Here is a 23,226-nt window from a genome sequence, read left to right as displayed (position 1 = left end):
ATTATATCAACAGATAGTCTCTTGGCTGTAACTCCACAATAAAAATTTTAGTATCAAAGTGAATTCATATATAAAAATATCTTTTGGAGGTAAGAAACATGAAAAAACTACTCTTATTTTCTATCATCGTGGCTGTTATTGTGGCAAGCTTTGCACCATCAACTATTTTTGCTGCCACCCCTCAAATCAACGGAAGTGACGTAATGGTTATTGGCGATTCGTATTTCGCATTGTCTGGTGAAATTGTCAGAGCCTTAGAAAATGAAGCTAGAAATGCTGGTGTTTTAGGTGCAAATGATAGATTTAGAAACAATCCAGTATCTGGAGCTACATTAGCAAATAATGGCATTCCTTCTCAGTACACAAATGGTATTAGTTCTAGTAAAGTTAAGTATGTAATAATGGATGGTGGTGGAAACGATTGTCTACAAGGTTATTCTGCTCCACCGTATACTGAAAGCACTCCTTTTATTAAGAATGCAACAGATGCAGTTACTAATCTATTGAAACAAATGAAAGCTGATGGCGTTGTTAAAGTATTTTATTTGTTCTACCCTGATCCAAACGGAGATCTCAACGGTTTAAAGGGAAAATTGGATGCATTAAGACCTATAATGCAATCTACAGTAGCTAACGCAGCAGTAAAGCCGGAAACATATTTCTTTGATATAAGACCAACATGGGACGGACATTTATCAGAGTATACACTACCTGATGGTATACATCCTACTACAGCTGGAAGCGTAGCAACAGCAAAAGCTATGTGGGCTGAAATGCAAAAAGTTAACTTTTTTGGTACTAGTACTCCTACAATAAAATATGGAGATTGTAACAATGATGGAAGTATTGATGCCTTGGATTTCTCATCTTTAAAGATGTACTTGATGAGTCCCACACATACATACAATCAAGTTTTGGATCTTAATCTTGATAACACTATAGATGCAATTGATTTTGCTATCATGAAGCAGTACCTGCTGGGTATCGTAAAAACTTTACCTTACAAATAGGAATCTGTTATAAACCTGTACCAGAAAAACCAAGGGTTTCAGCTATTCGCTGAAACCCTTGGTTTTTGTCATTGACTTTTGGTATTGTACAAGTAATAATATGATTAACATCTTGGAGAAATTTACTACGTAATTTTATATTTTGGATTTTAAACTAATAACTTATCTAAATAGACCTATAAGGATTAGTAAATGTTTAAATTAAATACTATTTATCGGCCAATTACTGCCCAGCCGTTTTTAAATGACGAATCTTATACTGAAATTCAACCTTGTGAAGTGCTTAAACCCTACATATGCTGTTTTTGGGGTACTCGGAAGCCTTATTCGAGTTTTACTTCAACTGAAATAAAAGATAAGCTTGTAATACCTGATACATGCATGGATATAATATTTAACATTAATACGGATAAAAACGAGCTTGATGGTTTTTTTGCAGGTGTAAGTGATACTACATTTATAGATAAGACAAAAAATGTTACATCTTCAATGTCTTGCTTTGCCATTAGGTTCTATTGCTGGGCTGTACTATTATTTTCCGATGAATCAATGAAACATGTTCTTAATTCTTTCGTTGTAGTTGAAGATTACTTTAAAAACTTTAAGCGTGACTTGTATGATATACTGATTAGCAATCAGTTATTTCTTGATAGAGTAGATAAGGTTCAGCAATATCTCATTAAAAAGATAAACCATGACAAACAGAACAATAATATAATGAATTCTGTTTATAAAATTTTAAAGTCTAAAGGTACAGCCAATATTTCTGAACTTGCCGGTTTCACGGCAGTAAGCCAAAGGCAGCTAGAAAGGTTGTTTTTAGAGTACGTCGGGGTTTCGCCCAAAAAACTTTCAGGTCTTGTTCGCTACCAATACCTTTGGCAGGATATTTTATATAATACAAATTTAAATATTCACGATAGTGTTTGCAAATATGGATATACAGACCAATCGCATTTACTTAATGATTTCAAAAAATATCACACCTTATCTACTGCAGATGCTAGAATATTTGCTTATAAAACCAGGTGATGTCGGATTTTTACAATACAACAAAAACTGAAAATGGTATTATATAAAAACTTGATGCTTGATTATATTTGGGAAGTAGTTGAGCATCAGATAAAAAGTGTTAAATCACTGGGGAGGGTTATATATGTTTAGAACAATACTTCAAATTTATGTTAAAGGAAGTGATGAGGCTTTCGAGTTATATAAGAGGGCGTTTGATGCAAATATAGGTTTTGAGGATGTAGACGAAAATGGTACAGTCATCCATAGGGAACTTGACGTTTGTGGACAAGCCATTGCGGTTGGTGAGGCTCATGACACCACCCGTGCCGGCGGAGATAAAAGGCTTACAGGCAATACTATGCAATTTTGCATTCAATTTGGAGCAGGTCAAGAGAGGAGGGTACGTAAGGCATATGAAACCCTGCTTGACGGTAGCGAAATTATTACTCCTTTTGGTGAACTATTTTTTAGCCCATGTGGAGTGGAATTGATAGATAAGTATGGTGTATGGTGGTGTCTATTTATATAATGCCTGATTTTTAATAAAGATTCTAATAATTTTAATATTTGAAGGTGATATTGTGAAAAAACTTACATTAAAAGACTACAAAGAGATTAAATCATGGATGTACCGTAATGCAAGACCGTTAGAATTAGCAATTTGGCAGTTTTACTTTGAAAACGGCAGTAAGGAGGCAGTGCTTTCTGCTTTAGAGATTTATCAGAATGACGACGGTGGGTTTGGTCATGCCCTTGAAGCAGATAGTTGGAACCCAAATTCATCACCATATACAACATTAAAGGCAATAAATATTTTAAAAGAAGTTGGTTTTAATGATAAGCATCATCCGATAGTACGAGGAATATTTAAGTTTCTGGAAAGTAATGCTTATTGTTCTGAAAACGGATGGTATTTCAATATTCCGTCTAATGATGATTATGCTCATGCACCTTGGTGGACATACAATATGGAAGCCAACTCTTTTGAAGGCATTGGACTAACCGCAGAAATTGCCAGTTTCATATTCTTGAATGCTGATAAAGACTCTGAAATATTCAATAAGGCTCTAATGATTTCTGACCGTATAATCGGTAATCTCAGCAAAGCGGACAATTATGGAGAAATGGGAATTAGAGGTTATTGTGTGTTACTTGAAGCTTTGGGAAAAACAGGGATGGCGTTACAATTTGACCATAAATCACTTACAGAAAAAGTAAAAAAGCTTGTATATAATTCTATCGAAAGAGATACAACTAAATGGATTTATTATACTAGAAGGCCTTCCGATTATATAAATTCACCTGAAAGTATCTTTTATAAGGATAACCAGGATATTATAACAAAAGAACTTGATTACCTAATTGATACAAGGCCTCAGAATGGTGTTTGGAATATTACATGGAGCTGGTTTGAAAACAATGAGAGATTTGCAAAGGAATTTGCTATAAGTGAAAATTGGTGGAAAGCCAGAGTTGCCATTGATAAAATTATTTTTCTAAAAAACTTTGGTAGGCTGGATGAATTGAATACGTAAAGTTTTTTCTATAAATCAAAGCCACGCCCCCTGGAATAAATAATATTTGCTGTAACATTATTACAAATAGATATATAATTATATTTTGAAGCAGGGAATTTTGATTAAATTCTAGGGGTTGAATTATATTGAAAAGAATATTATTACTTATTACTTTAATTGCAGTTATATCAATTATCACTACCGGATGCAAAGTAGATTCTGAATTACCAAATCAATTATCACAAGATGAAAAATTAGCAGATTTTGAATACATGTGTAATATACTCAAAGAAAATTATCCTTTTTTCGAAGTTAATAAACGAAATAATAGTGTAGACTGGTTAGCAAAGAAAGATACATATGTAAGTATGGTGAAGTCAACAAAAAATGATCAGGAATTTTTTGATACAATGTCAAAAATACTTAATGAACTTCATAATGGGCATACGCACATGTTTAGCGAAAAGGATTATTCTTATTGGAAAAATCTTGTCTTAAACTGGGAAAGTGGTAGTAATGAACCTTGGTTAAAAGAATTAAATAATGATAAAGTTTTATTACGCTATAACCAAAAAGAAAGTAAACAATCAGTTTCAAATTCATCAGATATATTTCAGAGAAACAACGTAGCCAGTGGTAAATTCGATATTTTGAGCTTTTTACCACATACAAATACTAATACAAAAATAATTAAAAAAGGGGAAGTTGCATACCTGGCTGTTAGTGGATTTGATTATTATAATATTGAGAAAGATAGAAGAATAATAAAACCTTTTCTTAACAGCATTAAAGATTACAGTAAATTGATTATTGATATTAGAGGAAATGGTGGAGGTAATGACAGATATTGGATAGAAAATATTGTTCAGCCTCTTATTAGCAAACCACTAAGCAACAAAATATATTGGGTTTTTAGGGGGGCAACCTTTGAGGAGCCATTTATTAGCCATATGATTGGGAATGGCTATGATAGACTGGATTTAGTCAGGGAAATTAACAGGGAAGGATTAACTAATACACCACCTGAATTGAAAAAGAATTTTAAGTATTACAAAAAGGTTGTAAATACAATTTATCCGGTTAATTCTATAAATTTTAAGGGCAAAATATATTTGCTTGTTGATAAATACGTTTTTTCTTCAGCAGAAGCCTTTGCTATATTTTCTAAAAATACTGGTTTTGCGACTATAGTAGGAGAAAAGACAGGAGGTGATGGTATTGTAGGAAGCCCTTTAATTTGTGCATTACCTAATAGTGGCTATGTATTTAGTCTCTCAATTACAATGGGATTAACTGATAATGGAACTTGTAATGAAGAATTCAAAACTAATCCTGATGTAGAAATTACACAAAAGTGGTATAACAACCTTTTCCAGGACAAATCAATTAATTATATTTTGGCAGGAGATATAAAATACTTTTGGATTTCAGATATAGGAAAGCTTATTTTAATTATTGCACTATTTATTGGAATTATATGTTTTAAGATTTGGTTTAGAAAAAAATCACCCCATTTTATTTAACAAAATACTTCCGCCATAAGGTTTAAAAAGCTCAGCAAACTTTAAATAACCACGCTTGTTGTCAAGCCAGATAAAAGTATCTTCAGGACTTAAAATTACAGGCATCCTGCTGTGAATATAAGACATCTGTTCGTTTGCATCTGTGGTCAGAATAACAAATCTGTTACTTACAGCTCCCATGTTATCAATGAACCTATTGTACAGTCCTGCCATATATATTAAATTGCCTGTTGCTGAGCGAATGAAATACTTTTCTTTTTTACCGTCAGCTTTTCTCCATTCATAAAAACCGCTGGCAGGGACAATACATCTTCCTGATTGAAGAAGCTTTCTGAAGGTGGGTTTTTCATGAACAGTTTCACTTCTGGCATTTATAATAACCCCGCTGGACTGTTTGAAATTGGGGAATCCCCACTTAAACAAATCAGTTGATTTTTTACCATCAGAAGAAATATCAGTTATAACCGGAACGGTATCAGTGGGAAAAATCTCACCTGTTTTAATTGTTGTAGCTTTCTCCTTAAGTTTTTCATTAATATCATTAACTATATTTCTAAGTTCCTGATTCTCTTCCTCTGTAAAAATAGCGTATCTTCCACACATAAATATTGCTCCTCCAAGTTATATTTTATAAACGATAGAGCTACTTGCCCTCTACAAACCAACGTCCTTCCTCAAAAAAAATAAATACTTCTTTTCCCATAACCTTACAACGGTAGCGAATACCTTGCCCGCCTACTTTTAAGCTTGCCGCTTTTTTATGGTCATATACTTTGTCTATTATATATTTTGATCCATCTTCCCAAATAAAGGAAACAGGTATCAGCTCACCATTGGGAGAAAATGTTGCATTTAATTGTACAAAAACCTTCTTCATAATATCACCTTACCTAAAAAATGAAACGGGATGAATAATATTGTCTTCAACTGGGTTGGCGTTAAGAGCACTATCTTTAAGCAAAATTGCCCTTTGAACAGAGTAATGGCCAAACCTTTTACGAATAGTATCAATACTAAATTCCAGAGTTTCCAATTGTGGACGTTTATTATAATCCTCAAAAAAGGAAAGCTGGGTATGAGTATCCGCTGTAACCAAATCAGTTGAACGTATACCAAGAGAACGTATAGGCTTATGCCAATTCCAATTTGCATTAAAAATATCCATTGCTTTACGTGAAATTTCACCGGATATATAGCTGGGAACCGGGAGCTTTGCTTGTCGTTCAATTGATGCAAGCTCATTATCACGAATAGAAATCTGTATTGTAGAACCCTTTAAATTATGTTTTCTAAGCCTTTCCGCAACACTTTCAGCCAGCACAGTAAAAGTAAGTTTAACATCCTCTGTGTTTACAAGGTCTCTTGCGGTTGTCATGCTGTTTCCTATGCCTTTTATAGTTTCTTGGTAATCTGTTGCAGTTACTTCGGAATAGTCCATGCCATTAGCAAAATTCCAGAGAGTTTCTCCCCATTTTCCAAGATATCTTTTAGTGAAAGAAAGAGGCGTCCCTGCAAGGTCTCCGATAGTCATTATGCCGACCTGATTAAGTTTCCTACGGGTTGACCTGCCCACATAAAGCAATTCGCCAACATTTAATTTCCAAACCATTTCCTTAAAATTATTTTGATTAATAACAGTAGTAGCATTAGGCTTTTTTAAATCAGACCCAAGCTTTGCAAATATCTTATTAAAACTCACTCCTACTGAAGCAGTAACACCAAGCTCTGTTTTAATAAGTTCACGTATTTCATTTGCAATCTTTTCTCCATCTCCGAAGAGCTTGGTGCTTTCGGAAACGTCAATCCAGCATTCATCTATGCCAAAACTCTCAACAAGGTTGGAATATCTCGAATAAATTTCTCTGGCTTCCTTTGAAAATCTCAGGTATAAAGCATAATTGGGATTAACAACAACGAGATTGGGACACTTTTGTTTTGCTTGCCAGATAGCCTCGCCTGTTTTTATTCCAAACTTTTTCGCAATATAATTTTTAGCCAGGACAATTCCGTGACGCAAATCCTGGCTTCCGCATACTGCTAAAGGATAATCCCTATACTGTGGATTGTACAGACATTCAACAGAAGCGTAAAAATTATTCAGGTCACAGTGTAAAATTACTCTATCCATAAGGTCACTCCAGTCAGAACGTTTGTTCGTATAATCATTATAAATCCGAACAAATGTTCTTGTAAAGAGGTAAAATTGTGTATCTCTAAAATTGTTTTGCTTTTTGTACAAAATTATCATGATATTATGTAGACTATTAAAATATTCTATAATATAATATCATTCGTCGATGCAAATTATGTAAACTTATTACAAATATATGGCAATGATAATGTAATAAGTAATAAATCTACATAACCTTCCATTGAAGAAGTATATGGGAATTAAGTTGTACTCTAATGCATGTAATTAGGCAAGAGGGGCAACTGACAAGCTATGAAATATACACACCAAAAGGAGGACTATTACATGCACAATCGGAAAGCCAAATTTTTAAGCGTTGCATTATCAGCGGTTATGGCACTCTCAACCTTAGTTGTACCTTTTAATGCAAATGCAGCATCTGCTCCAGGTCAATATATTATAGGTGATGGAAGTGGAGGCGGAGGCGGAGGAGCCAGTGGCAGTAATTTTGCCGGGGGTGCCGGAGGTAACGGCGGAGGGGATAACGATACAATTAACGGGACCATAGGAAGTGACGTTATATTTGGAGATGGCAGCGGCGGTGGAGCCGGGTGCAGAAGCGTGGGCGGTTCAATCAACCCCAGAGGAGGAGTTGGTGGCGGTGGAGCTGACATAATCAATGGCGGAGACGGTGATGACGTCATATTTGGCGATGGTTTTAACGGACAGGACTATCTTGGGTGGTATCCCGGAAATGGAGGAATAGGAGGCGGAGGTGCCGGAGGTGCAGGCGGTATATTTGGACAGCCTCCTGCAGGTGGAATCGGCGGAATTGGCGGCGGAGGCGGCGGAGCCGGAGGAAGCGGAGCATGTATCCCCGGTGCAACTCTTATCACTGGAGTAGGTAATTCAGGAGGAATTCAAAGCGGTACAAACGGTGGAACCGGTGGGGCAAGTACAACATCTAATGAAAATGGGGTTCCTGGTGCCGGTGGTGCACCTTCTGTATACGCAGGAGGTGGTGGAGCAGGATTCGGAGGAGCCGCAGGAGGAGCAGGGGCCAATAATGCAAATGGACTAACCGGAGCAAACGGAGATACCAACCAACATACATATAATGACACTACAGGCAGTGTACGTGGTTATTTTACAGAATCAGTACTTAGGACACTTTTGTTAAACAATCCAACCTTTGGTGCCGGAAACGACACAATTAACGGAGGTGCAGGAAATAACAACCTCTTTGGTCTGGGTGGTCAGAATACATTTATAGTGGATTCAGCTGATAATGCGTCGAGAACTGTAATATGGGATTTAAAGTATGGTGATAAACTACTTTTGCAAAATGATGGCGTTTTAGTCTCTCAGGTTTTTTCAGAAAGTGTTTTAGAGGGGGCATCATATGGTGACTTTGATGGGGACGGTTTTGATGATGATACAAGAATTATGTTCAATTCAAATCCTATAGACCTTATAGATAACTTGTTGTCAAAAACTAACAACGTAGGAACAAATGGAGAAATATCTCCATCCAATTCAGCACCTGTTATTGATCTGAATAATAATATAAATGTTTATAATTTGGGAAGCGGATTCGATTGCTGGTTTGGCGCCGGAGCAGTTGTAAATGATCGTGATGGTGATCAGGACTGGGATGGCGGAAAAATGGAAGTAAAATTAGAATGGAATGCAACTGAGAACGACCAATTAGGGGTTTTTGAAAATTCAACATTAGCTCCCATAATAGCTTTCTCAGGTACTGATGTTACCGCAGCCGGGGTATCTATCGGAACAATGTCTGTACCTGCAGCTGCAGGTGCTAATACCGCAAAATATCTGGTATCAGGTAATACATTGTTTACTGTAACATTTAATAGTAACGCTACAAATGAATATGTTCGTAAACTGGTAAACCATTTACTTTTTAAATCAATCAATGCAGGAAACGGAAACCGTGTAGTATCAGTAAAACTTACAGATAAGCATGGGAACTCATCAATGGATACAGAGGTAATCGGAGCCAATGTTCCGGCAGCTGCACCTGTATTTCAAAGTGCCGCTACAGACACATCTGGTTCAAAAGTAATTGCGGTTTTTGATAAAACCATGATGGCAAGGCCTGATGGAAGACAAGGTCAGTTTACTGTAACTGTTGACGGGAGTCCGGCGGTAGTTACATCAATTGCCAACGCAGATTTTGATTCAACATTGGAGTTTACTCTTGCAACTCCTGTTGTAAACGGTCAGATTGTTAAGATATCCTATGCAACCGGAAGTATAATTTCCGCAGATACAGGAGTACTGGCAACATTTGGACTTCAGGATGTTGTAAATAATGTACCTGCTTTATACACCGTACCCGGTGTACCACAAACTGTTAAAGCAGTTGCGGGCAACGCACAGGCGACAGTCACTTTTAATGCTCCTGCATCTGACGGAGGAAGCCCTATTACAGGATATATCGTAACATCAACTCCGGGTAGTATTACAGCAACTGGAAATACAAATTCAATAATAGTTACAGGTCTTACCAATGGTACAACCTATACCTTTACCGTAAAGGCTGTAAATGCGGCTGGAGAGGGTAATGAGTCGGCACCATCTAATCAGGTAACACCTTCAGCACCTTCAAGCGGGGGTGGTGATTCAACAGGAACACCTTCAACACCTGCAACTCCAACACCGAGTGATACAGGGGTTGAGATATTAGTTAACGGTAAGGTTGAAACTGCTGCAACGGCAACAAAATCTGAACAAAATGGTAAATCAGTATTAACACTTACGGTTGATGATAAAAAAGTAGAACAGAAAATAGAACAAGAAGGTAACAATGCAGTTGTTACAATTCCTGTGAGAAATAGTTCAGATATCGTCGTAAGTCAATTGACCGGACAGACTGTAAAATATATGGAAACAAAGAATTCTGTTCTGAAAATTCAAACAGATAATGTAACCTATACTATACAGGCTTCACAAATCAATATAGATAATGTAAGTGAAAAGATAGGAAAACAAGTAGAATTAAAGGATATCAATGTAGAAATAAAAATTTCGGCATCTCCGGACAGTGCAGTAAAGACCGTAGAAACTACGGCTAAAACTAACAACTATCAAGTCATGGTGAAGCCTGTAGACTTTGATATTACATGTTCAAATGGTGACAAAACTATAGATGTTACCAGATTTAACGCATATGTTGAAAGAATGGTTGCAATACCGGACGGAATAGACCCAAACAAGATTACTACCGGAATTGTGCTTAACGCAGATGGATCATTCTCTCATGTACCAACGGTGATAAATAAAATAGACAACAGATATTATGCAAAAATAAACAGCATTACAAATAGTACATATTCAGTAATCTGGAGTCCGAAAACATTTGATGATGTAGAAAACCATTGGGCAAAGGCTGCTGTTAATGATATGGGCTCAAGGCTTATAATCAGCGGTGTGGGCAATGGAAAATTTGCACCACAAAGAGATATTACAAGAGCTGAATTTGCTACAATCGTTGTAAAGGGCCTTGGTTTGATGTGTACCGGAACAGGAAAAGACACATTTAATGATGTGGCAAAGGGTACATGGTATTATGACGCAGTCTCCATTGCAAGCGAGTACGGAATTATTTCCGGCTATGGCTACGGAAAATTCGGTCCTATGGACAGAATATCACGTGAACAGGCAATGACAATAATCGCAAAAGCAATGGATATAACAGGCTTAAACATTGAATTAACACAGGATGAGCAAGCAAGTATTCTATCAGGATTCAAAGACTCTGAAATTGCTTCCGGCTATGCCATAACAGGAATTGCAGCCTGTGTAAAATCCGGAATTGTAACCGGAAGAGGAAATAATATGGTTGCACCAAAATCTGATATTACAAGGGCTGAAACCGCAGTAATAGTGCGTAAACTCCTACAAAAGTCAGAGCTTATTAATCAATAAGCCAAAGAAAGTAGAAAAACCCGAAGGACTATCGGCCTTCGGGTTTTTTTAACTACACCTTGACTAAAACATCCAATACTGTTATAGTTTACTTTAATAAAATATGTTAATAATAATAATGACACTTCAGGGATAGGTGAAAATCCTTACCGGCGGTAGATAGCACAAGCTATAAGCCCGCGAGCGAAAGCAGATCCGGTCAAACTCCGGAGCCGACAGTACAGTCTGGATGAAAGATAGTGTATTTAATTTTGCTATTTTGTCCCCGGGGGTTGTCTACCTCTGGGGATTTTTGCGTTTTAAGGAAATAAAAGCAAGGAGAACAAAATGAATATACATGAGTTTTATATGAAAAGGGCATTGGAAATTGCAAAAGGGGGGTGGGGGAGAACAAACCCGAATCCATTGGTTGGAGCTGTTATAGTAAAGGATGGCGAAATAATCTCTGAAGGTTTCCATGAAGCCTTAGGGTGTGCCCATGCCGAAGTTTGTGCTTTTCAAAATGCTACCACTGATATTTCAGGCGCTACTATTTATGTAAATCTTGAGCCGTGCTCCCATTACGGAAGGACGCCTCCGTGTGCAAAAGCGATTGTAGAGTCTGGAATCAAGGAAGTAGTTGTAGCCATGGTGGACCCAAACCCCAAGGTAGCAGGAAAGGGCATACAAATACTAAAAGATGCCAATATTAATGTCATAGTGGGAGTTCTTGAGGAAGAGGCAAAAAGGCTGAATGAAATATTTATACACTATATAACAAAACGACTTCCATTTGTAATTATGAAAACGGCAATGACCTTAGACGGTAAAATTGCATCGGTTACAGGCGACTCCAAATGGATAAGCGGTGAACCCTCAAGAGAGTATGTCCATAAAATACGTAATAGAGTATCGTCAATTATGGTAGGCGTAAACACAATAATAAATGATAATCCCTCATTGACTGCAAGACCGTCCTCTGGAGATGGCATTGACCCTGTCCGTATCGTAGTTGACAGTTGTGGAAGGATTCCAATGGATAGCAAGGTTATTTATTGTGATTCAAAGGCAGGACTTATACTTGCAACTACAGATAAAATTAATAAAGACAAGGAAACTCAGCTTTTATCCCGTGGGGTAAGGATTATAAAAACCGCTGAGAAAAATGGTAAGGTGAATCTCAGGGAGCTTATGAAGGAATTGTACAAGCTTGAAATTGACAGTGTTCTTTTGGAAGGAGGAGGTACCCTTAACTTTTCAGCACTGGAGGCAGGAATAGTGAATAAGGTAATGTCCTTTATTTCACCCAAAATAATAGGCGGAAGTTCGGCTGTAACGCCTGTAGGAGGGAATGGAATAGATAAAATGAAGGATGCAATAGCTCTGTCGGATATCAGAGTCGAAAAATTTGACAGGGATGTACTTATTGAGGGATATATTGCAGACAAATAGCGATTTGGGAGGTGACAGGCGTGTTTACGGGAATTGTTGAAGAAATGGGAAGTGTTAAAAACATTGTATATGGCAGCAGCTCAATTAAGCTTTCCATAGAGTGTACGACTGTAATTGAAGGTACTGTTAAAGGAGACAGCATAGCTGTAAACGGCATATGCCTTACTGTTACTGAATTAGGAGGAAACTGGTTCACGGCTGATGTAATGCCGGAAACCATGAGGAAAACAGGGCTTGAAAAGCTGAAGCCCGGCGGAAAGGTAAATCTGGAGAGGGCATTAAGACTTGCTGACAGGCTGGGAGGACATATAGTCAGCGGTCATATTGATGGAACGGGGACTATTACCGGGTTAAAGAAAGAGGATAATGCAGTTCTTATTACAATTACTGCACCTGAACAAATTATGAAATATATTGTTCAAAAAGGTTCGGTGGCTCTGGACGGTACAAGTCTTACCATAGCGGAGCTAAGTACAAATACCTTCACGGTTTCCCTTATACCGCTGACCCGGGGATTCACCATACTTGGCTCTAAAAGTATAGGCGACAGAGTAAATATAGAATGTGACATTATAGGGAAGTACGTAGAAAAGATGTTAAAAGGCGAACCCTTGGAATCACAATCTTCCAAAAAGGATTTGTCAGCTGAATTTCTCAGGGAACACGGGTTTATGTAACAATAAAAATCAAAAAGGGAGTGAATTTCATGAATTTTAGTACAATAGAAGAAGCAATAGAGGATATCCGCCAAGGCAAAATTATTGTAGTGGTAGATGATGAAGACAGGGAAAACGAGGGTGACCTCCTTATGGCCGCCGAAAAGGCTACCCCGGAAAGTATAAATTTCATGGCTACCTACGGCAAGGGTATGATATGTGTTCCGCTGACATCAGAGAGAGCACAAGAACTGGAACTTTTCCCCATGGTAAGTCACAATGAGGAACGTCTCGGTACGGCATTTACGATAACTGTAGACCACAAGGATTCAACAACAGGTATTTCGGCCTTTGAAAGAGCACATACAATAATTGAACTTACAAATAAGAATGCACGTCCGGGAGATTTCAAAAAGCCGGGGCATGTATTTCCCCTTACGGCAAGAGACGGAGGAGTTCTCAAACGCACCGGACATACTGAAGCTGCAGTTGACCTGGCTCGAATGGCCGGACTGCATCCGGCGGGAGTAATATGTGAAATAATGAATGATGATGGAAGGATGGCAAGGGTTCCTCAATTAATGGAATTCTCCCAAAAGCATGGTTTAAAGATAATAACTGTAGCAGATCTCATTGAGTATCGCAGAAAAAATGAAAAGTTGATTAAAAAAGCTGCCGAAGCAAAAATGCCCACTGCTTATGGCGAATTTAAAATAATAGGTTATGAGAATACCACTAATGGAGAACACCATGTAGCACTTGTCAAGGGAGATGTTGCAGGCTCAACAGACCCCGTTTTGGTCAGAGTCCATTCGGAATGTCTCACAGGCGATGCTTTTCATTCTAAAAGGTGCGACTGCGGAGAACAGCTTGAAGCCGCATTGAGCAGAATCAACCAGGAGGGAAAAGGTGTTTTGCTTTATATGCGTCAGGAGGGAAGGGGCATTGGCCTGATAAATAAAATACGTGCATATGAGCTTCAGGACCAAGGAATGGATACTGTTGAAGCAAATATAAAACTGGGTTTTCCGGCAGATTTGAGAGAGTACGGTATAGGTGCCCAAATCCTGTACGATTTAGGAATAAAGAAAATAAAGCTACTGACTAACAACCCCAAAAAACTGGTTGGGCTAAATGGGTATGGTCTGGAGGTAGTTGGACGGGAGCCTATACAAATAAAAGAAAATGAAAAAAATGAATTTTATCTTAGAACTAAAAAAGAAAAAATGGGCCATTTATTTGAAGGCTTAAACAATAATGCAAGTCAGGAAAATACAACAGCGCATCAGGAGGAAAATAAAAATGTCGATTAAAACAAATGAAGGTAATCTTATTGCAAGTGGTTTGAAGTTTGGAATTGTTGTAGGGCGATTTAATGAGTTTATAAGCAGCAAGCTTTTGTCAGGGGCTATAGACGGATTGGTAAGGCATGGTGCTGATGAATCGGATATCACTGTTTCATGGGTTCCGGGTGCTTTTGAAATACCCATAGCCGCACAAAAAATGGCGAATTCAAGTAAATATGCAGCAGTAATTTGTGTAGGTGCAGTTATCAGAGGCTCTACACCGCACTTTGATTATGTGGCGGGAGAGGTGTCAAAAGGGATAGCCAGAATATCACTTGATACAGGTGTACCGGTTATTTTCGGAGTGCTTACTACCGATACAATTGAGCAGGCCATTGAACGTGCGGGTACCAAAGCAGGGAACAAAGGGTATGATGCGGCTGTAACCGCAATAGAAATGGCAAACCTGCTTAACCAACTGTAGAAATTCGAGAAAAAATTCTAAAAAATTTAATTATCCATAGATATTGAAAAAAGAACAATAGAGGTATATAATTACTTTGTTAATTAAATATTCGTTAGGTGAGGTTCCTATACAGATATATGCTGCTGCCCGGAAACATCGAGAGATGCCAATGGGTCAACAGGTACTACCGAAATAAGGTTTTACTTAATGTAGCTGGAGAGAAGTGGTCCAAAGCTGTATAGTGCTAAAACTCAACGAGTGAAGGTTATTTCTATGACATAAATCCGTCACTCGTTTTGCGACGGTTTTTTTTATTTCTTTTAATTTCTTTAGGAGGTGAACGGTATGGATTGCGACCCTGATAGTAATTATCACATACGTAATTCAATAAATTATGTGGGCTTGTTTGCTGTGCCGTTTACTTTGTCGACAAAGTAATGTATGCAAATAATCCCTTAATGTAAGACTATATAGAGAAGAGGGATATCTATGATTGAAATTTATAAAACAGTAAATAATGAAATCGTGCGTACAGAAACATTTGAGGATGGAGTATGGGTGAATCTCATTAATCCTACCGAGGAAGAGATTATAAAGGTACACAATACACTGGGTGTTGAAATGGACTTTCTTAAGGCCGCACTCGACGAAGAGGAGAGGGCCCGTATTGAAAGTGACAATGGACAGACTCTCATAATCGTTGACGTACCCATTGTAGAAAAAGAGGGTAAGCTCAATGTGTATACAACCATACCTCTTGCAATAATACTTATAAAGCACATAATTATTACGGTATGTCTGAAAGAAGACACAATACTTAATGATTTTGCAAACAACAGAGTTAAATCCTTTTTAACTCAATTTAAGACAAGGTTTGTGCTCCAGATTCTATACAGGAATGCAACAAGGTATTTACAATACCTCAAGCATATAGACAAAACCAGCAGCAGAATAGAACAGGAAGTTTACAAGTCCATGAAGAACAAGGAAGTAATTCAGATGCTAAAACTTGAAAAGAGTCTTGTATACTTTTCAACAGCATTAAAATCAAATGAAGTTGTTCTGGAAAAATTAATGAAATTTGAGTATATAAAGAATTATCCGGATGACCAAGAACTTCTTGAGGATGTTATCATAGAAAACAAGCAGGCCATAGAGATGGCCAATATATACAGCAGTATTCTGTCGGGAACAATGGATGCTTTTGCTTCCGTTATATCAAATAACCTTAATATAGTAATGAAGTTTTTAACATCAGTAACGATTGTTATGGCAATACCTACAATGATTTCAAGCTTCTTTGGTATGAATGTTGATTTGCCTTTAAGAGGAGGACATTCATTCTGGTTTATAGTAATTATTGCGGTGGCTATGTGTATGGTTACTGGTTACACACTTTACAAGAAAAAATTATTTTAAATACAAAAAGGGATGTCTCAATAAGAGACATCCTATATTTATCTTTCACACATGTTTCCTGCACCATCATAAAAACTTTCATCACAATTTCTTAAAAGGCCCTGACTATCATAAAAGTTTTCATCGGCTTTTCTTAATATACTGAAATAATCAAAATAATCTTCGCCCGGATCGCGAATTATTCCTTCTTTATCGAAGAAACTGTCTCCGGGATTTCTTAAAATTCCCCGGCCGTCATAATATTTTTCCTTACGGGAATACAAAACTCATCACTCTTTCAATAAAATATATAATCAAAAATTATTATACCATATAAATAGAGACTAACCAAAGCAACCTACCCCTTATTCTGCCAAATTTTAGTCTGTTTATATTAAGAGATTGAAATAGAATCATATCTTATGGATTTATCTTAATATTGCTAAATGATATTATGTGTTTCACTGTTTCCTTTAACATTTACAGGAATTACCTTAAAAACTGGTTACCATACATTGACAATACTGTTAAATAAAAATAAAATTTAAACCATATATTAATATTGTGAGGTCTATAATGGATGAAAAAATAAAAAGAATACTGGGCTATGGCCCATATCCTTTCCCTGAAAAGGAATTCGATAACAATGTGCTGATTGATACATATATTGGGCCGGGAATAATTATAATTTCACCTAAAGGAAGTATTAAATTACCAAAAGGGAGTCATATGCATTCAAGCTATGAATTTTTGATACCATTGAATGATATGGCCTATTCAATTATTGACAATAGGCTGATGAGTATTCCCAAAGAAAGGCTTTTTCCAATAAATCCACAACAGCCTCACGGTCAAATGAGAGAAATTTATGATTGCAGGCTTACCGGAATTCAGATAGACAGTGAAACCTTTAATGATATTTCGGAAGAATTCTGTCAAAAAAAGGATATAATTTTTGAAAATCAAAGCTGCAGTATTTCTTCTGAAACTAATTTCCTTATAAAAATGTTTATTCAGGAAACCTCAAATAATAAAATAGCCAGCAGGTTTGCTGCGGAGAATCTGACAAACCTGATTGCAGTAAGTTTCATAAGGCAGCTTAAAAGCAACATATCCGGTCTTACAGAAGAAAAAAGATATTGTGAAAAGGAAAATATAAATAGAGTTATTGCTTATTTTCATGAAGAATACTACCGGGACTTTTCCCTTAAGGATGTGGCTAAAGTTGCAAACCTGAGTCCGTACTATTTTATTAGGACATTTAAATTAATAACCGGTAAGACCCCATATGATTTTTTATTGGATATAAAGATAGAAAAATCAATAAAGTATCTAAAAAAGGATATATATACCTTAACTGAAATAGGCCTTAAGTGTGGATTTAACAATCTGGAGCATTTTTCGTCAGCCTTTAAAAGAAAGGTAGGAATACTTCCATCTCAATTTCGAAAAAATTCTATCAAAACTACAGTTGAATAATACTTTTTTCTCAATCCGACAGCAATAATAACGTGTCTGCAGGGCAATTTATCCGAAGAACTTCCTTTTTAGTAAATGTTATACTTTTGTTATACATGTATAAAGCTAAGGAGGCTGAATATGAAGAGATATAAAAACTGGCTTGTTTTATTGGTATTTATCAGTATGCTGCTGACATTTGTCTTTTCTTCCGTTATAGTGCTGGCAGATGATGACGAAGAACAGCAGGATGACCAATCGGAGGAGGTTGTTTCTGAAGAGGGTTCTGACTTGGGAGGCTTTAGAGGGCTTGTTGCACACTGGAAATTTGACAACAATCTGGACGATTCCGCACAATTTGGTAATGACGGGACAGCTGTTGGCGGAGCAAAAGGTGTAACTTTTGTAAACGGCATTATAGGCAAAGGTGTAAAGCTTGACGGTAAAAGCTACATAAAGGTAAGCGACAGCGATTCATTAGATTTAAATGACAAGTTTTCCTTTTCATTCTGGGTATATAAGGATGAAATGAGAAAAAAGGATTCTATGGATGGCGGAGTACCCTATATAATCAAGAAGCCGGATCCATATGAAGATATTCCGTACGGTGTTTACGAATGGTTTGAGTTGACTCCCGGAATAACATTTTCAGATGATTCCAGTTCATATGAAGTTACTTCGGAAAAAAAAGTGGACATAAACAAATGGACTATGATTTCAGTTACGTATGACGGGGAAACCATGAAGATTTACCGGGACAAGGAACTGGTAAAAAGCGAGCTAACAAATATAAATCTGCAAAGAACTTCTCAACCGCTCTATATAGGTTTCGGCCACTTTATGACAGTTGACAACTACTTTAAGGGTGTTCTGGATGATATGAAAATATATAATACTGATCTTACTTATTCCGAAGTTGAAGACCTGTATAGTAAAGTTGCAGCAAGCATTTCCGGGAAGAATTTAATAGATAAGCCCCATAATCTTGTAGCATATTATAAGTTTGAAAATAATTTAAAAGATTATTCTGGGTTTAGTAACAATGGTATTGCCGTAAAGGCGAATAACTTCAAATATGTAGATGGAATTGCGGGTAAGGCAATTAAATTTAGCGGATCAAGCTATATAGAGGTGAAGGACAGTGATTCCCTTGATTTAGACAAGGACTTTACTATTGCAGGGTGGATTTATAAAGAAAATACTAACAAAAACCAGCCTATCTTATCTAAATATGGTTCCAGTAATGAAAGGAAAGCATGTTCTTATCAATTGATCGATTGGTTAGACTCAACGCCCAGAATTACACTGTCTGATTTTGAAAAAGATGGGGAGCTTAGTGATTTTGATATTGATGATAATTCACAAATAACTAATGGCAGATGGTATTTTTATGCTGCAACCTACAATGGCATGGCAGATGATGAAGAATCCACAGATAGCGGCTCAAATACAGTAAAAATTTATATTAACGGTAAATTGGTTCAATCTTCTGAGTTCAACGGAGATATATCCAATTCCAGCGGCCCGTTATGGATAGGCGGCACAACCGACAGTATATATTTCAAAGGCATGATGGATGAACTTAGAATTTATAATTTTGCGGTCAGTCCGACGGATATCCAAAAGCTTTATAGCTATAGAGACGGGCTTGAAGTCCTCAGTACTGACAAAAAAATTGTATTTTCATCAATGAAACCAAAACAATCCGTTCAGCTTATGGTTAATCTGCAAAGCTGTGCAAGTAACTTTAGTAAAACGGATGTAACCTCTAAAGCAACATATAAGACAAACAATGCGAAAGTTGCAACAGTCTCAAAAACAGGGAAAATTACTACTGTCGGAAAAGGAAAGGCAACTATTACGGTTAATTACGGCAGATTTTCAAAGAATGTAAATATAGTTGTCAAATAGTGCTCTATGAAATAAGCCCGGGTACGAAACCCGGGTTGTAGCCGGGATTTTAATGAATATTAATAAAACAGGATGCAGTGAATTAAAAATCTGTTGCATCCTGTTTTTTATGTTAAGGAAATTATGGTGTCTGTTGCAAATATAGTATAATTCTTGCTGGTATGCGAGTATAACTTCGATCAATAGGGAGTACCAGTGCTAAAATATATGAGATTGTTATTTTATAGAATTTAATGGTTGTAACATATTATCTATAAGATATACAATATAAAGGATATGATTTACTTATACAATTCTAAATATGCATATCAACTGAAAAATGAGCTTAGCTGTCCGGGGACTTTTGCAGGTCTTTGGACATTACGGAGGTATTTATGGAAGTGAATGATAATAATTTTGATATTGTAATAGTTGGGGCGGGCGCTGTGGGTTGCGCAATAGCAAGAGAGCTTTCCAGATACCAATTGAAAATTGCGGTTTTTGAAAAGGAAAGTGATGTGGCAGCCGGAACCAGCGGCAGAAACAGTGCTGTAGTGCACGCAGGCTTCAACAATAAGCCAGGCAGCCTTATGGCAAAGTTTTGTGTAGAAGGAAATGAAGGCTTTGAGAGCCTGTGCAGAGAGCTGGATGTCCCATATAAAAAAACAGGAAAGCTAATAGTTGCTTTTGATAAAAGTGACTTTGCGGGAATAGACAAGTTAATTGAAAACGGTAAAAAGAATGGCGTAAAAGGCCTTGAATTTGTAGGTGAAGATGTTGTTAAGAAACTGGAACCCCACGTTGGAGGGGTTGGAGCAATGTTGTCCCCCAATACGGCTATAACAAACCCTTTTTTGTATACGGTGGCTCTTGCTGAAAACGCAGTACAAAATGGAGTTAAGTTCTTTTTGGAAACCGAGGTAAAGGGAATTTCAAAAAGAAACAATCTCTTCCGTATAAAGGCTGGAGAGACGTATTACTATAGCAGATATGTCATTAACAGTGCAGGACTCTACTCAGACAGGATAGCTTCAATGGCAGGAGAAACAGGCTACAAGATTTATCCCTGCCGCGGAGAATATTTTATATTGGACAAACGTACAAGCCAATATCTGAATATGCCTGTTTACCCTGTTCCAAGGCCCGGAATCGGAGGACTTGGCGTTCACCTGACACCTACAATGGAGGGAAATATACTCGTTGGCCCAAGTGCAGAGTATATTAAAACAAAAAATGACTACAGTGCTACAAAGACTGTAATGGACAAGCTTTTTAAAGAGGCAAAGGAACTCCTTCCTCCCCTGAGCATGAAACATATTATACGCAGTTATACGGGAATCAGATCAAAAATTGTAGGTCCTAAAACCGGGGGCTTCGGGGACTTCGTTATAGAGGAATCAAATGTAGTACCGGGCCTTATAAACCTTATAGGAATTGAATCTCCGGGACTTACATCATCAGCTCCAATCAGCCGTATGGTTAGGGATATTATTGCAAACAAAGAGGATTTGATATCTAAAAAGGACTTTACCTCCGAAAGAAAGGGCATTGTTCAGTTCAGGGAATTACCTGCGGAGCAAAAGCAGGCATTGATAAAAGAATGTCCTGAATATGGAGAGATAGTCTGCAGATGTGAGGGTATCACCAAAAAGGAAATACTGGACGCAGTAAATAATCGACTTGGAGTTACAACTCTTGCAGGAATAAAATACAGGGCAAGAGCAATGATGGGGAGATGTCAGGGTGGCTACTGTCTGACTAGAATTGTCGATATACTGAAAAATGAAAAAGGTTTAAATCCTGAAGAAATAACTCTACGAGGTAAAAATTCAAAACTGTTTACCGGACAGGTAAAGTAAAAAAGTATAGGTGAGGCGTATGATAATAAATAAAGAGTTAGTTATAGTTGGTGCAGGCCCAGCAGGCCTGGCCGCAGCTATAGAAGCTAAAAAGAACGGGATAGAAGATATTCTGGTGGTTGAAAGAGAACCTATCGCAGGAGGTATATTAAACCAATGTATTCATGATGGGTTTGGAATTGTAAAGTTCAATGAAGCCCTGACCGGCCCGGAATATGCCAGAAAATATATAGACGAGGCTGAAAAGCTGCAAATAGAAATAGCCACAAATACCATGGTTCAGGATATTAGCAGCAACAGAGAAGTTACTACCATAAGCCCGGACGGATTAGAAACCTACAAGGCAGGAGCTGTTATACTGGCAATGGGGTGCAGGGAGAGGACTAGGGGTGCAATCTGCATACCGGGAACACGTCCTGCAGGTGTATTTACAGCAGGGGTAGCTCAGAATCTGGTTAATATCAGAAATATAATGGTAGGAAAAAAAGTAGTGATACTCGGCTCAGGCGATATAGGGCTTATTATGGCAAGAAGGTTGACCTTGGAAGGTGCTGAGGTTTTAGCCGTTGTAGAAAAACTTCCTTATTCCAGCGGGCTGCAAAGAAATATAACCCAGTGTCTTGAAGATTTTGGCATACCGCTTTTGTTAAGTCATACTGTGACAAATATAGAGGGCCATGAACGGATTAAAAGTGTAACTGTAGCAAAAGTCAATGAAAAGGGAGACCCTATACGTGGAACATCTATAAAATTTGACTGTGATACATTAATTTTATCAGTTGGATTAATACCTGAAAATGAGGTTGCTCTGAACGCCGGAATAATTCTGGATAACGTCACAGGCGGTGCGTCTGTAGATGAAAACCTTCAAACCAATATACCCGGAATCTTTGCATGTGGCAATGTTTTACAGGTACATGATCTGGTTGACTATGTTTCTGCGGAAGGTGAACTTGCTGCCAAAAGTGCAGTTTCCTATATAAGAAATAGTAAGCCAATAGAATCAGAAGTTATGGTTAAAGCCGGCGAGGGTATCAGATATGTACTCCCCCAGACCATTTCCGCAGACAAGGATATTACCTTTTCAATGAGGGTTAATAATCCTTCAAAAAGAAAAACAATAGTTTTTAAAGACGGGGAAAAACAATTAAAGAAAAAATTCTTTATGGCTTTAAATCCTGCCGAAATGGTAAGGATTGAACTAAAATCCCATGAACTCAAGGATATAAGCGGTCTGGAGGTATGCATAGATGAATAAAAGCCGTGAAATAGTTTGTATAGTTTGTCCAAACGGCTGCAGAATGAATGTTGCCTACGATGAAAATAACGAAGTAACACTTGTAGAAAATGCTTCATGTAAAAAAGGTGAGGAATACGCTGTAAACGAAATACAATTCCCTAAAAGAAGTATTACTTCAACTGTGGGTGTAATAAATGGCGTTTTGCCTTTGGTAAGTGTCAGAACTGATAAGCCCATTCCAAAAGAAAAGATATCAGCGGCTTTGGATGAAATAAAAAAAATCCGGCTTGAAGCCCCGGTAACATTTCATCAGATAATTATAAATGACCTATTGGGAACGGGAGCACAGCTCATATCAACCAAGGAGGTTACTAAAGTAGAAAAATTGTAAACTGG

The 23,226-nt window shown here is 37.4% G+C and carries 20 protein-coding genes and 2 riboswitches; of the genes, 16 read left to right on the top strand and 4 right to left on the bottom strand.

The features are described 5' to 3' along the window. Positions 1-98 precede the first annotated feature (98 nt). From CLO1100_RS11460 to CLO1100_RS11440, 5 genes are all read left to right on the top strand, one after another. On the top strand, positions 99-1,010 hold the full coding sequence (locus CLO1100_RS11460; protein ID WP_014313913.1) for a dockerin type I domain-containing protein: 912 nt from the start codon (positions 99-101) through the stop codon (positions 1,008-1,010). Positions 1,011-1,202: 192 nt separating this feature from the next. Next, positions 1,203-2,042 carry a helix-turn-helix domain-containing protein gene (locus CLO1100_RS11455; protein ID WP_014313912.1) on the top strand — a complete coding sequence of 280 codons (840 nt, stop codon included), beginning with the start codon at positions 1,203-1,205 and terminating at the stop codon, positions 2,040-2,042. A 124-nt stretch (positions 2,043-2,166) separates the two neighbouring features. After that, a complete protein-coding gene (locus CLO1100_RS11450) occupies positions 2,167-2,553 on the top strand; it encodes a hypothetical protein (RefSeq protein WP_014313911.1) in 387 nt (128 codons plus the stop codon). A gap of 52 nt (positions 2,554-2,605) precedes the next feature. Then, entirely contained in the window at positions 2,606-3,559 is a 954-nt protein-coding gene (locus CLO1100_RS11445; RefSeq protein ID WP_014313910.1) for a hypothetical protein, read from the top strand. A 128-nt stretch (positions 3,560-3,687) separates the two neighbouring features. Then, positions 3,688-5,064, top strand: coding sequence for a S41 family peptidase (locus CLO1100_RS11440; RefSeq protein ID WP_014313909.1), 1,377 nt, complete (start codon positions 3,688-3,690; stop codon positions 5,062-5,064). Here the strand turns inward: CLO1100_RS11440 and CLO1100_RS11435 are convergent. From CLO1100_RS11435 to dinB, 3 genes are read right to left on the bottom strand one after another with little or no spacing between them, the layout of a single operon-like run. Further along, on the bottom strand, positions 5,047-5,667 hold the full coding sequence (locus CLO1100_RS11435; RefSeq protein WP_014313908.1) for an SOS response-associated peptidase: 621 nt from the start codon (positions 5,665-5,667) through the stop codon (positions 5,047-5,049). The two genes, CLO1100_RS11440 and CLO1100_RS11435, sit on opposite strands and share 18 nt — an antisense overlap. A 40-nt stretch (positions 5,668-5,707) precedes the next feature. Continuing rightward, positions 5,708-5,941: a hypothetical protein gene (locus tag CLO1100_RS11430; protein WP_014313907.1), complete on the bottom strand. Its 234-nt coding sequence runs from the start codon at positions 5,939-5,941 to the stop codon at positions 5,708-5,710. A 9-nt stretch (positions 5,942-5,950) separates the two neighbouring features. Further along, entirely contained in the window at positions 5,951-7,192 is a 1,242-nt protein-coding gene (dinB, locus tag CLO1100_RS11425) for a DNA polymerase IV (protein ID WP_014313906.1), read from the bottom strand. Between the two features lie 348 nt (positions 7,193-7,540). On the opposite strand from dinB, the gene CLO1100_RS21250 reads away from it, so the two are divergent. The 6 genes from CLO1100_RS21250 (at position 7,541) to CLO1100_RS11395 (ending at position 16,404) form a co-directional block, all read left to right on the top strand. Beyond that, positions 7,541-11,146, top strand: coding sequence for an S-layer homology domain-containing protein (locus tag CLO1100_RS21250; RefSeq protein WP_014313905.1), 3,606 nt, complete (start codon positions 7,541-7,543; stop codon positions 11,144-11,146). Between the two features lie 119 nt (positions 11,147-11,265). Then, positions 11,266-11,391: riboswitch (FMN riboswitch) on the top strand. Between the two features lie 82 nt (positions 11,392-11,473). Next, positions 11,474-12,577 (top strand): bifunctional diaminohydroxyphosphoribosylaminopyrimidine deaminase/5-amino-6-(5-phosphoribosylamino)uracil reductase RibD, encoded by a 1,104-nt coding sequence (gene ribD / locus CLO1100_RS11415; RefSeq protein WP_014313904.1) that lies wholly within the window; start codon positions 11,474-11,476, stop codon positions 12,575-12,577. 20 nt (positions 12,578-12,597) lie between these two features. Then, positions 12,598-13,254 (top strand): riboflavin synthase, encoded by a 657-nt coding sequence (locus tag CLO1100_RS11410; protein WP_014313903.1) that lies wholly within the window; start codon positions 12,598-12,600, stop codon positions 13,252-13,254. A gap of 29 nt (positions 13,255-13,283) precedes the next feature. After that, the gene (locus tag CLO1100_RS11405; protein WP_014313902.1) at positions 13,284-14,546 is read left to right on the top strand and encodes a bifunctional 3,4-dihydroxy-2-butanone-4-phosphate synthase/GTP cyclohydrolase II; all 1,263 of its coding nucleotides are present in this window, start codon (positions 13,284-13,286) and stop codon (positions 14,544-14,546) included. Further along, positions 14,536-15,003, top strand: coding sequence for a 6,7-dimethyl-8-ribityllumazine synthase (gene ribE, locus CLO1100_RS11400; RefSeq protein ID WP_014313901.1), 468 nt, complete (start codon positions 14,536-14,538; stop codon positions 15,001-15,003). The genes CLO1100_RS11405 and ribE overlap by 11 nt, the downstream gene beginning before the upstream one ends. An 83-nt stretch (positions 15,004-15,086) precedes the next feature. Continuing rightward, positions 15,087-15,255, top strand: a riboswitch (M-box (ykoK) riboswitch). Positions 15,256-15,474: 219 nt separating this feature from the next. Continuing rightward, positions 15,475-16,404, top strand: a complete 930-nt coding sequence (locus CLO1100_RS11395) for a magnesium transporter CorA family protein (protein ID WP_014313900.1) — start codon at positions 15,475-15,477, stop codon at positions 16,402-16,404. A 38-nt stretch (positions 16,405-16,442) separates the two neighbouring features. Here CLO1100_RS11395 and CLO1100_RS11390 read toward each other — a convergent pair whose 3' ends face one another. Beyond that, positions 16,443-16,667 (bottom strand): hypothetical protein, encoded by a 225-nt coding sequence (locus CLO1100_RS11390; protein WP_014313899.1) that lies wholly within the window; start codon positions 16,665-16,667, stop codon positions 16,443-16,445. A 292-nt stretch (positions 16,668-16,959) separates the two neighbouring features. Here CLO1100_RS11390 and CLO1100_RS20020 point away from each other — a divergent pair, with 292 nt between their 5' ends. From CLO1100_RS20020 to CLO1100_RS11365, 5 genes are all read left to right on the top strand, one after another. Further along, positions 16,960-17,862 (top strand): AraC family transcriptional regulator, encoded by a 903-nt coding sequence (locus CLO1100_RS20020; protein ID WP_014313898.1) that lies wholly within the window; start codon positions 16,960-16,962, stop codon positions 17,860-17,862. Between the two features lie 120 nt (positions 17,863-17,982). Beyond that, positions 17,983-19,752 (top strand): LamG-like jellyroll fold domain-containing protein, encoded by a 1,770-nt coding sequence (locus tag CLO1100_RS11380; protein WP_014313897.1) that lies wholly within the window; start codon positions 17,983-17,985, stop codon positions 19,750-19,752. Between the two features lie 374 nt (positions 19,753-20,126). Then, positions 20,127-21,590: an NAD(P)/FAD-dependent oxidoreductase gene (locus CLO1100_RS11375; protein WP_014313896.1), complete on the top strand. Its 1,464-nt coding sequence runs from the start codon at positions 20,127-20,129 to the stop codon at positions 21,588-21,590. 19 nt (positions 21,591-21,609) lie between these two features. Continuing rightward, entirely contained in the window at positions 21,610-22,848 is a 1,239-nt protein-coding gene (locus CLO1100_RS11370; protein ID WP_014313895.1) for an FAD-dependent oxidoreductase, read from the top strand. After that, positions 22,841-23,221 carry a DUF1667 domain-containing protein gene (locus CLO1100_RS11365; RefSeq protein ID WP_014313894.1) on the top strand — a complete coding sequence of 127 codons (381 nt, stop codon included), beginning with the start codon at positions 22,841-22,843 and terminating at the stop codon, positions 23,219-23,221. The genes CLO1100_RS11370 and CLO1100_RS11365 overlap by 8 nt, the downstream gene beginning before the upstream one ends. Positions 23,222-23,226 lie beyond the last annotated feature (5 nt).

This window comes from Clostridium sp. BNL1100, assembly GCF_000244875.1.
Lineage (GTDB): Bacteria > Bacillota > Clostridia > Acetivibrionales > DSM-1351 > Ruminiclostridium.
Note: the sequence above shows the minus strand (reverse complement) of the source record. Positions and strands in the feature narration are given on the sequence as shown.

Bases quoted from the DNA above. Each gene is read 5' to 3' on its own strand.
- CLO1100_RS11460 (WP_014313913.1), top strand. From the start codon at position 99: ATGAAAAAACTACTCTTATTTTCTATCATCGTGGCTGTTATTGTGGCA.
- CLO1100_RS11455 (WP_014313912.1), top strand. From the start codon at position 1,203: ATGTTTAAATTAAATACTATTTATCGGCCAATTACTGCCCAGCCGTTT.
- CLO1100_RS11450 (WP_014313911.1), top strand. From the start codon at position 2,167: ATGTTTAGAACAATACTTCAAATTTATGTTAAAGGAAGTGATGAGGCT.
- CLO1100_RS11435 (WP_014313908.1), bottom strand. From the start codon at position 5,667: ATGTGTGGAAGATACGCTATTTTTACAGAGGAAGAGAATCAGGAACTT.
- CLO1100_RS11430 (WP_014313907.1), bottom strand. From the start codon at position 5,941: ATGAAGAAGGTTTTTGTACAATTAAATGCAACATTTTCTCCCAATGGT.
- dinB (WP_014313906.1), bottom strand. From the start codon at position 7,192: ATGGATAGAGTAATTTTACACTGTGACCTGAATAATTTTTACGCTTCT.
- CLO1100_RS21250 (WP_014313905.1), top strand. From the start codon at position 7,541: ATGCACAATCGGAAAGCCAAATTTTTAAGCGTTGCATTATCAGCGGTT.
- ribD (WP_014313904.1), top strand. From the start codon at position 11,474: ATGAATATACATGAGTTTTATATGAAAAGGGCATTGGAAATTGCAAAA.
- CLO1100_RS11405 (WP_014313902.1), top strand. From the start codon at position 13,284: ATGAATTTTAGTACAATAGAAGAAGCAATAGAGGATATCCGCCAAGGC.
- ribE (WP_014313901.1), top strand. From the start codon at position 14,536: ATGTCGATTAAAACAAATGAAGGTAATCTTATTGCAAGTGGTTTGAAG.
- CLO1100_RS11395 (WP_014313900.1), top strand. From the start codon at position 15,475: ATGATTGAAATTTATAAAACAGTAAATAATGAAATCGTGCGTACAGAA.
- CLO1100_RS20020 (WP_014313898.1), top strand. From the start codon at position 16,960: ATGGATGAAAAAATAAAAAGAATACTGGGCTATGGCCCATATCCTTTC.
- CLO1100_RS11380 (WP_014313897.1), top strand. From the start codon at position 17,983: ATGAAGAGATATAAAAACTGGCTTGTTTTATTGGTATTTATCAGTATG.
- CLO1100_RS11375 (WP_014313896.1), top strand. From the start codon at position 20,127: ATGGAAGTGAATGATAATAATTTTGATATTGTAATAGTTGGGGCGGGC.
- CLO1100_RS11370 (WP_014313895.1), top strand. From the start codon at position 21,610: ATGATAATAAATAAAGAGTTAGTTATAGTTGGTGCAGGCCCAGCAGGC.
- CLO1100_RS11365 (WP_014313894.1), top strand. From the start codon at position 22,841: ATGAATAAAAGCCGTGAAATAGTTTGTATAGTTTGTCCAAACGGCTGC.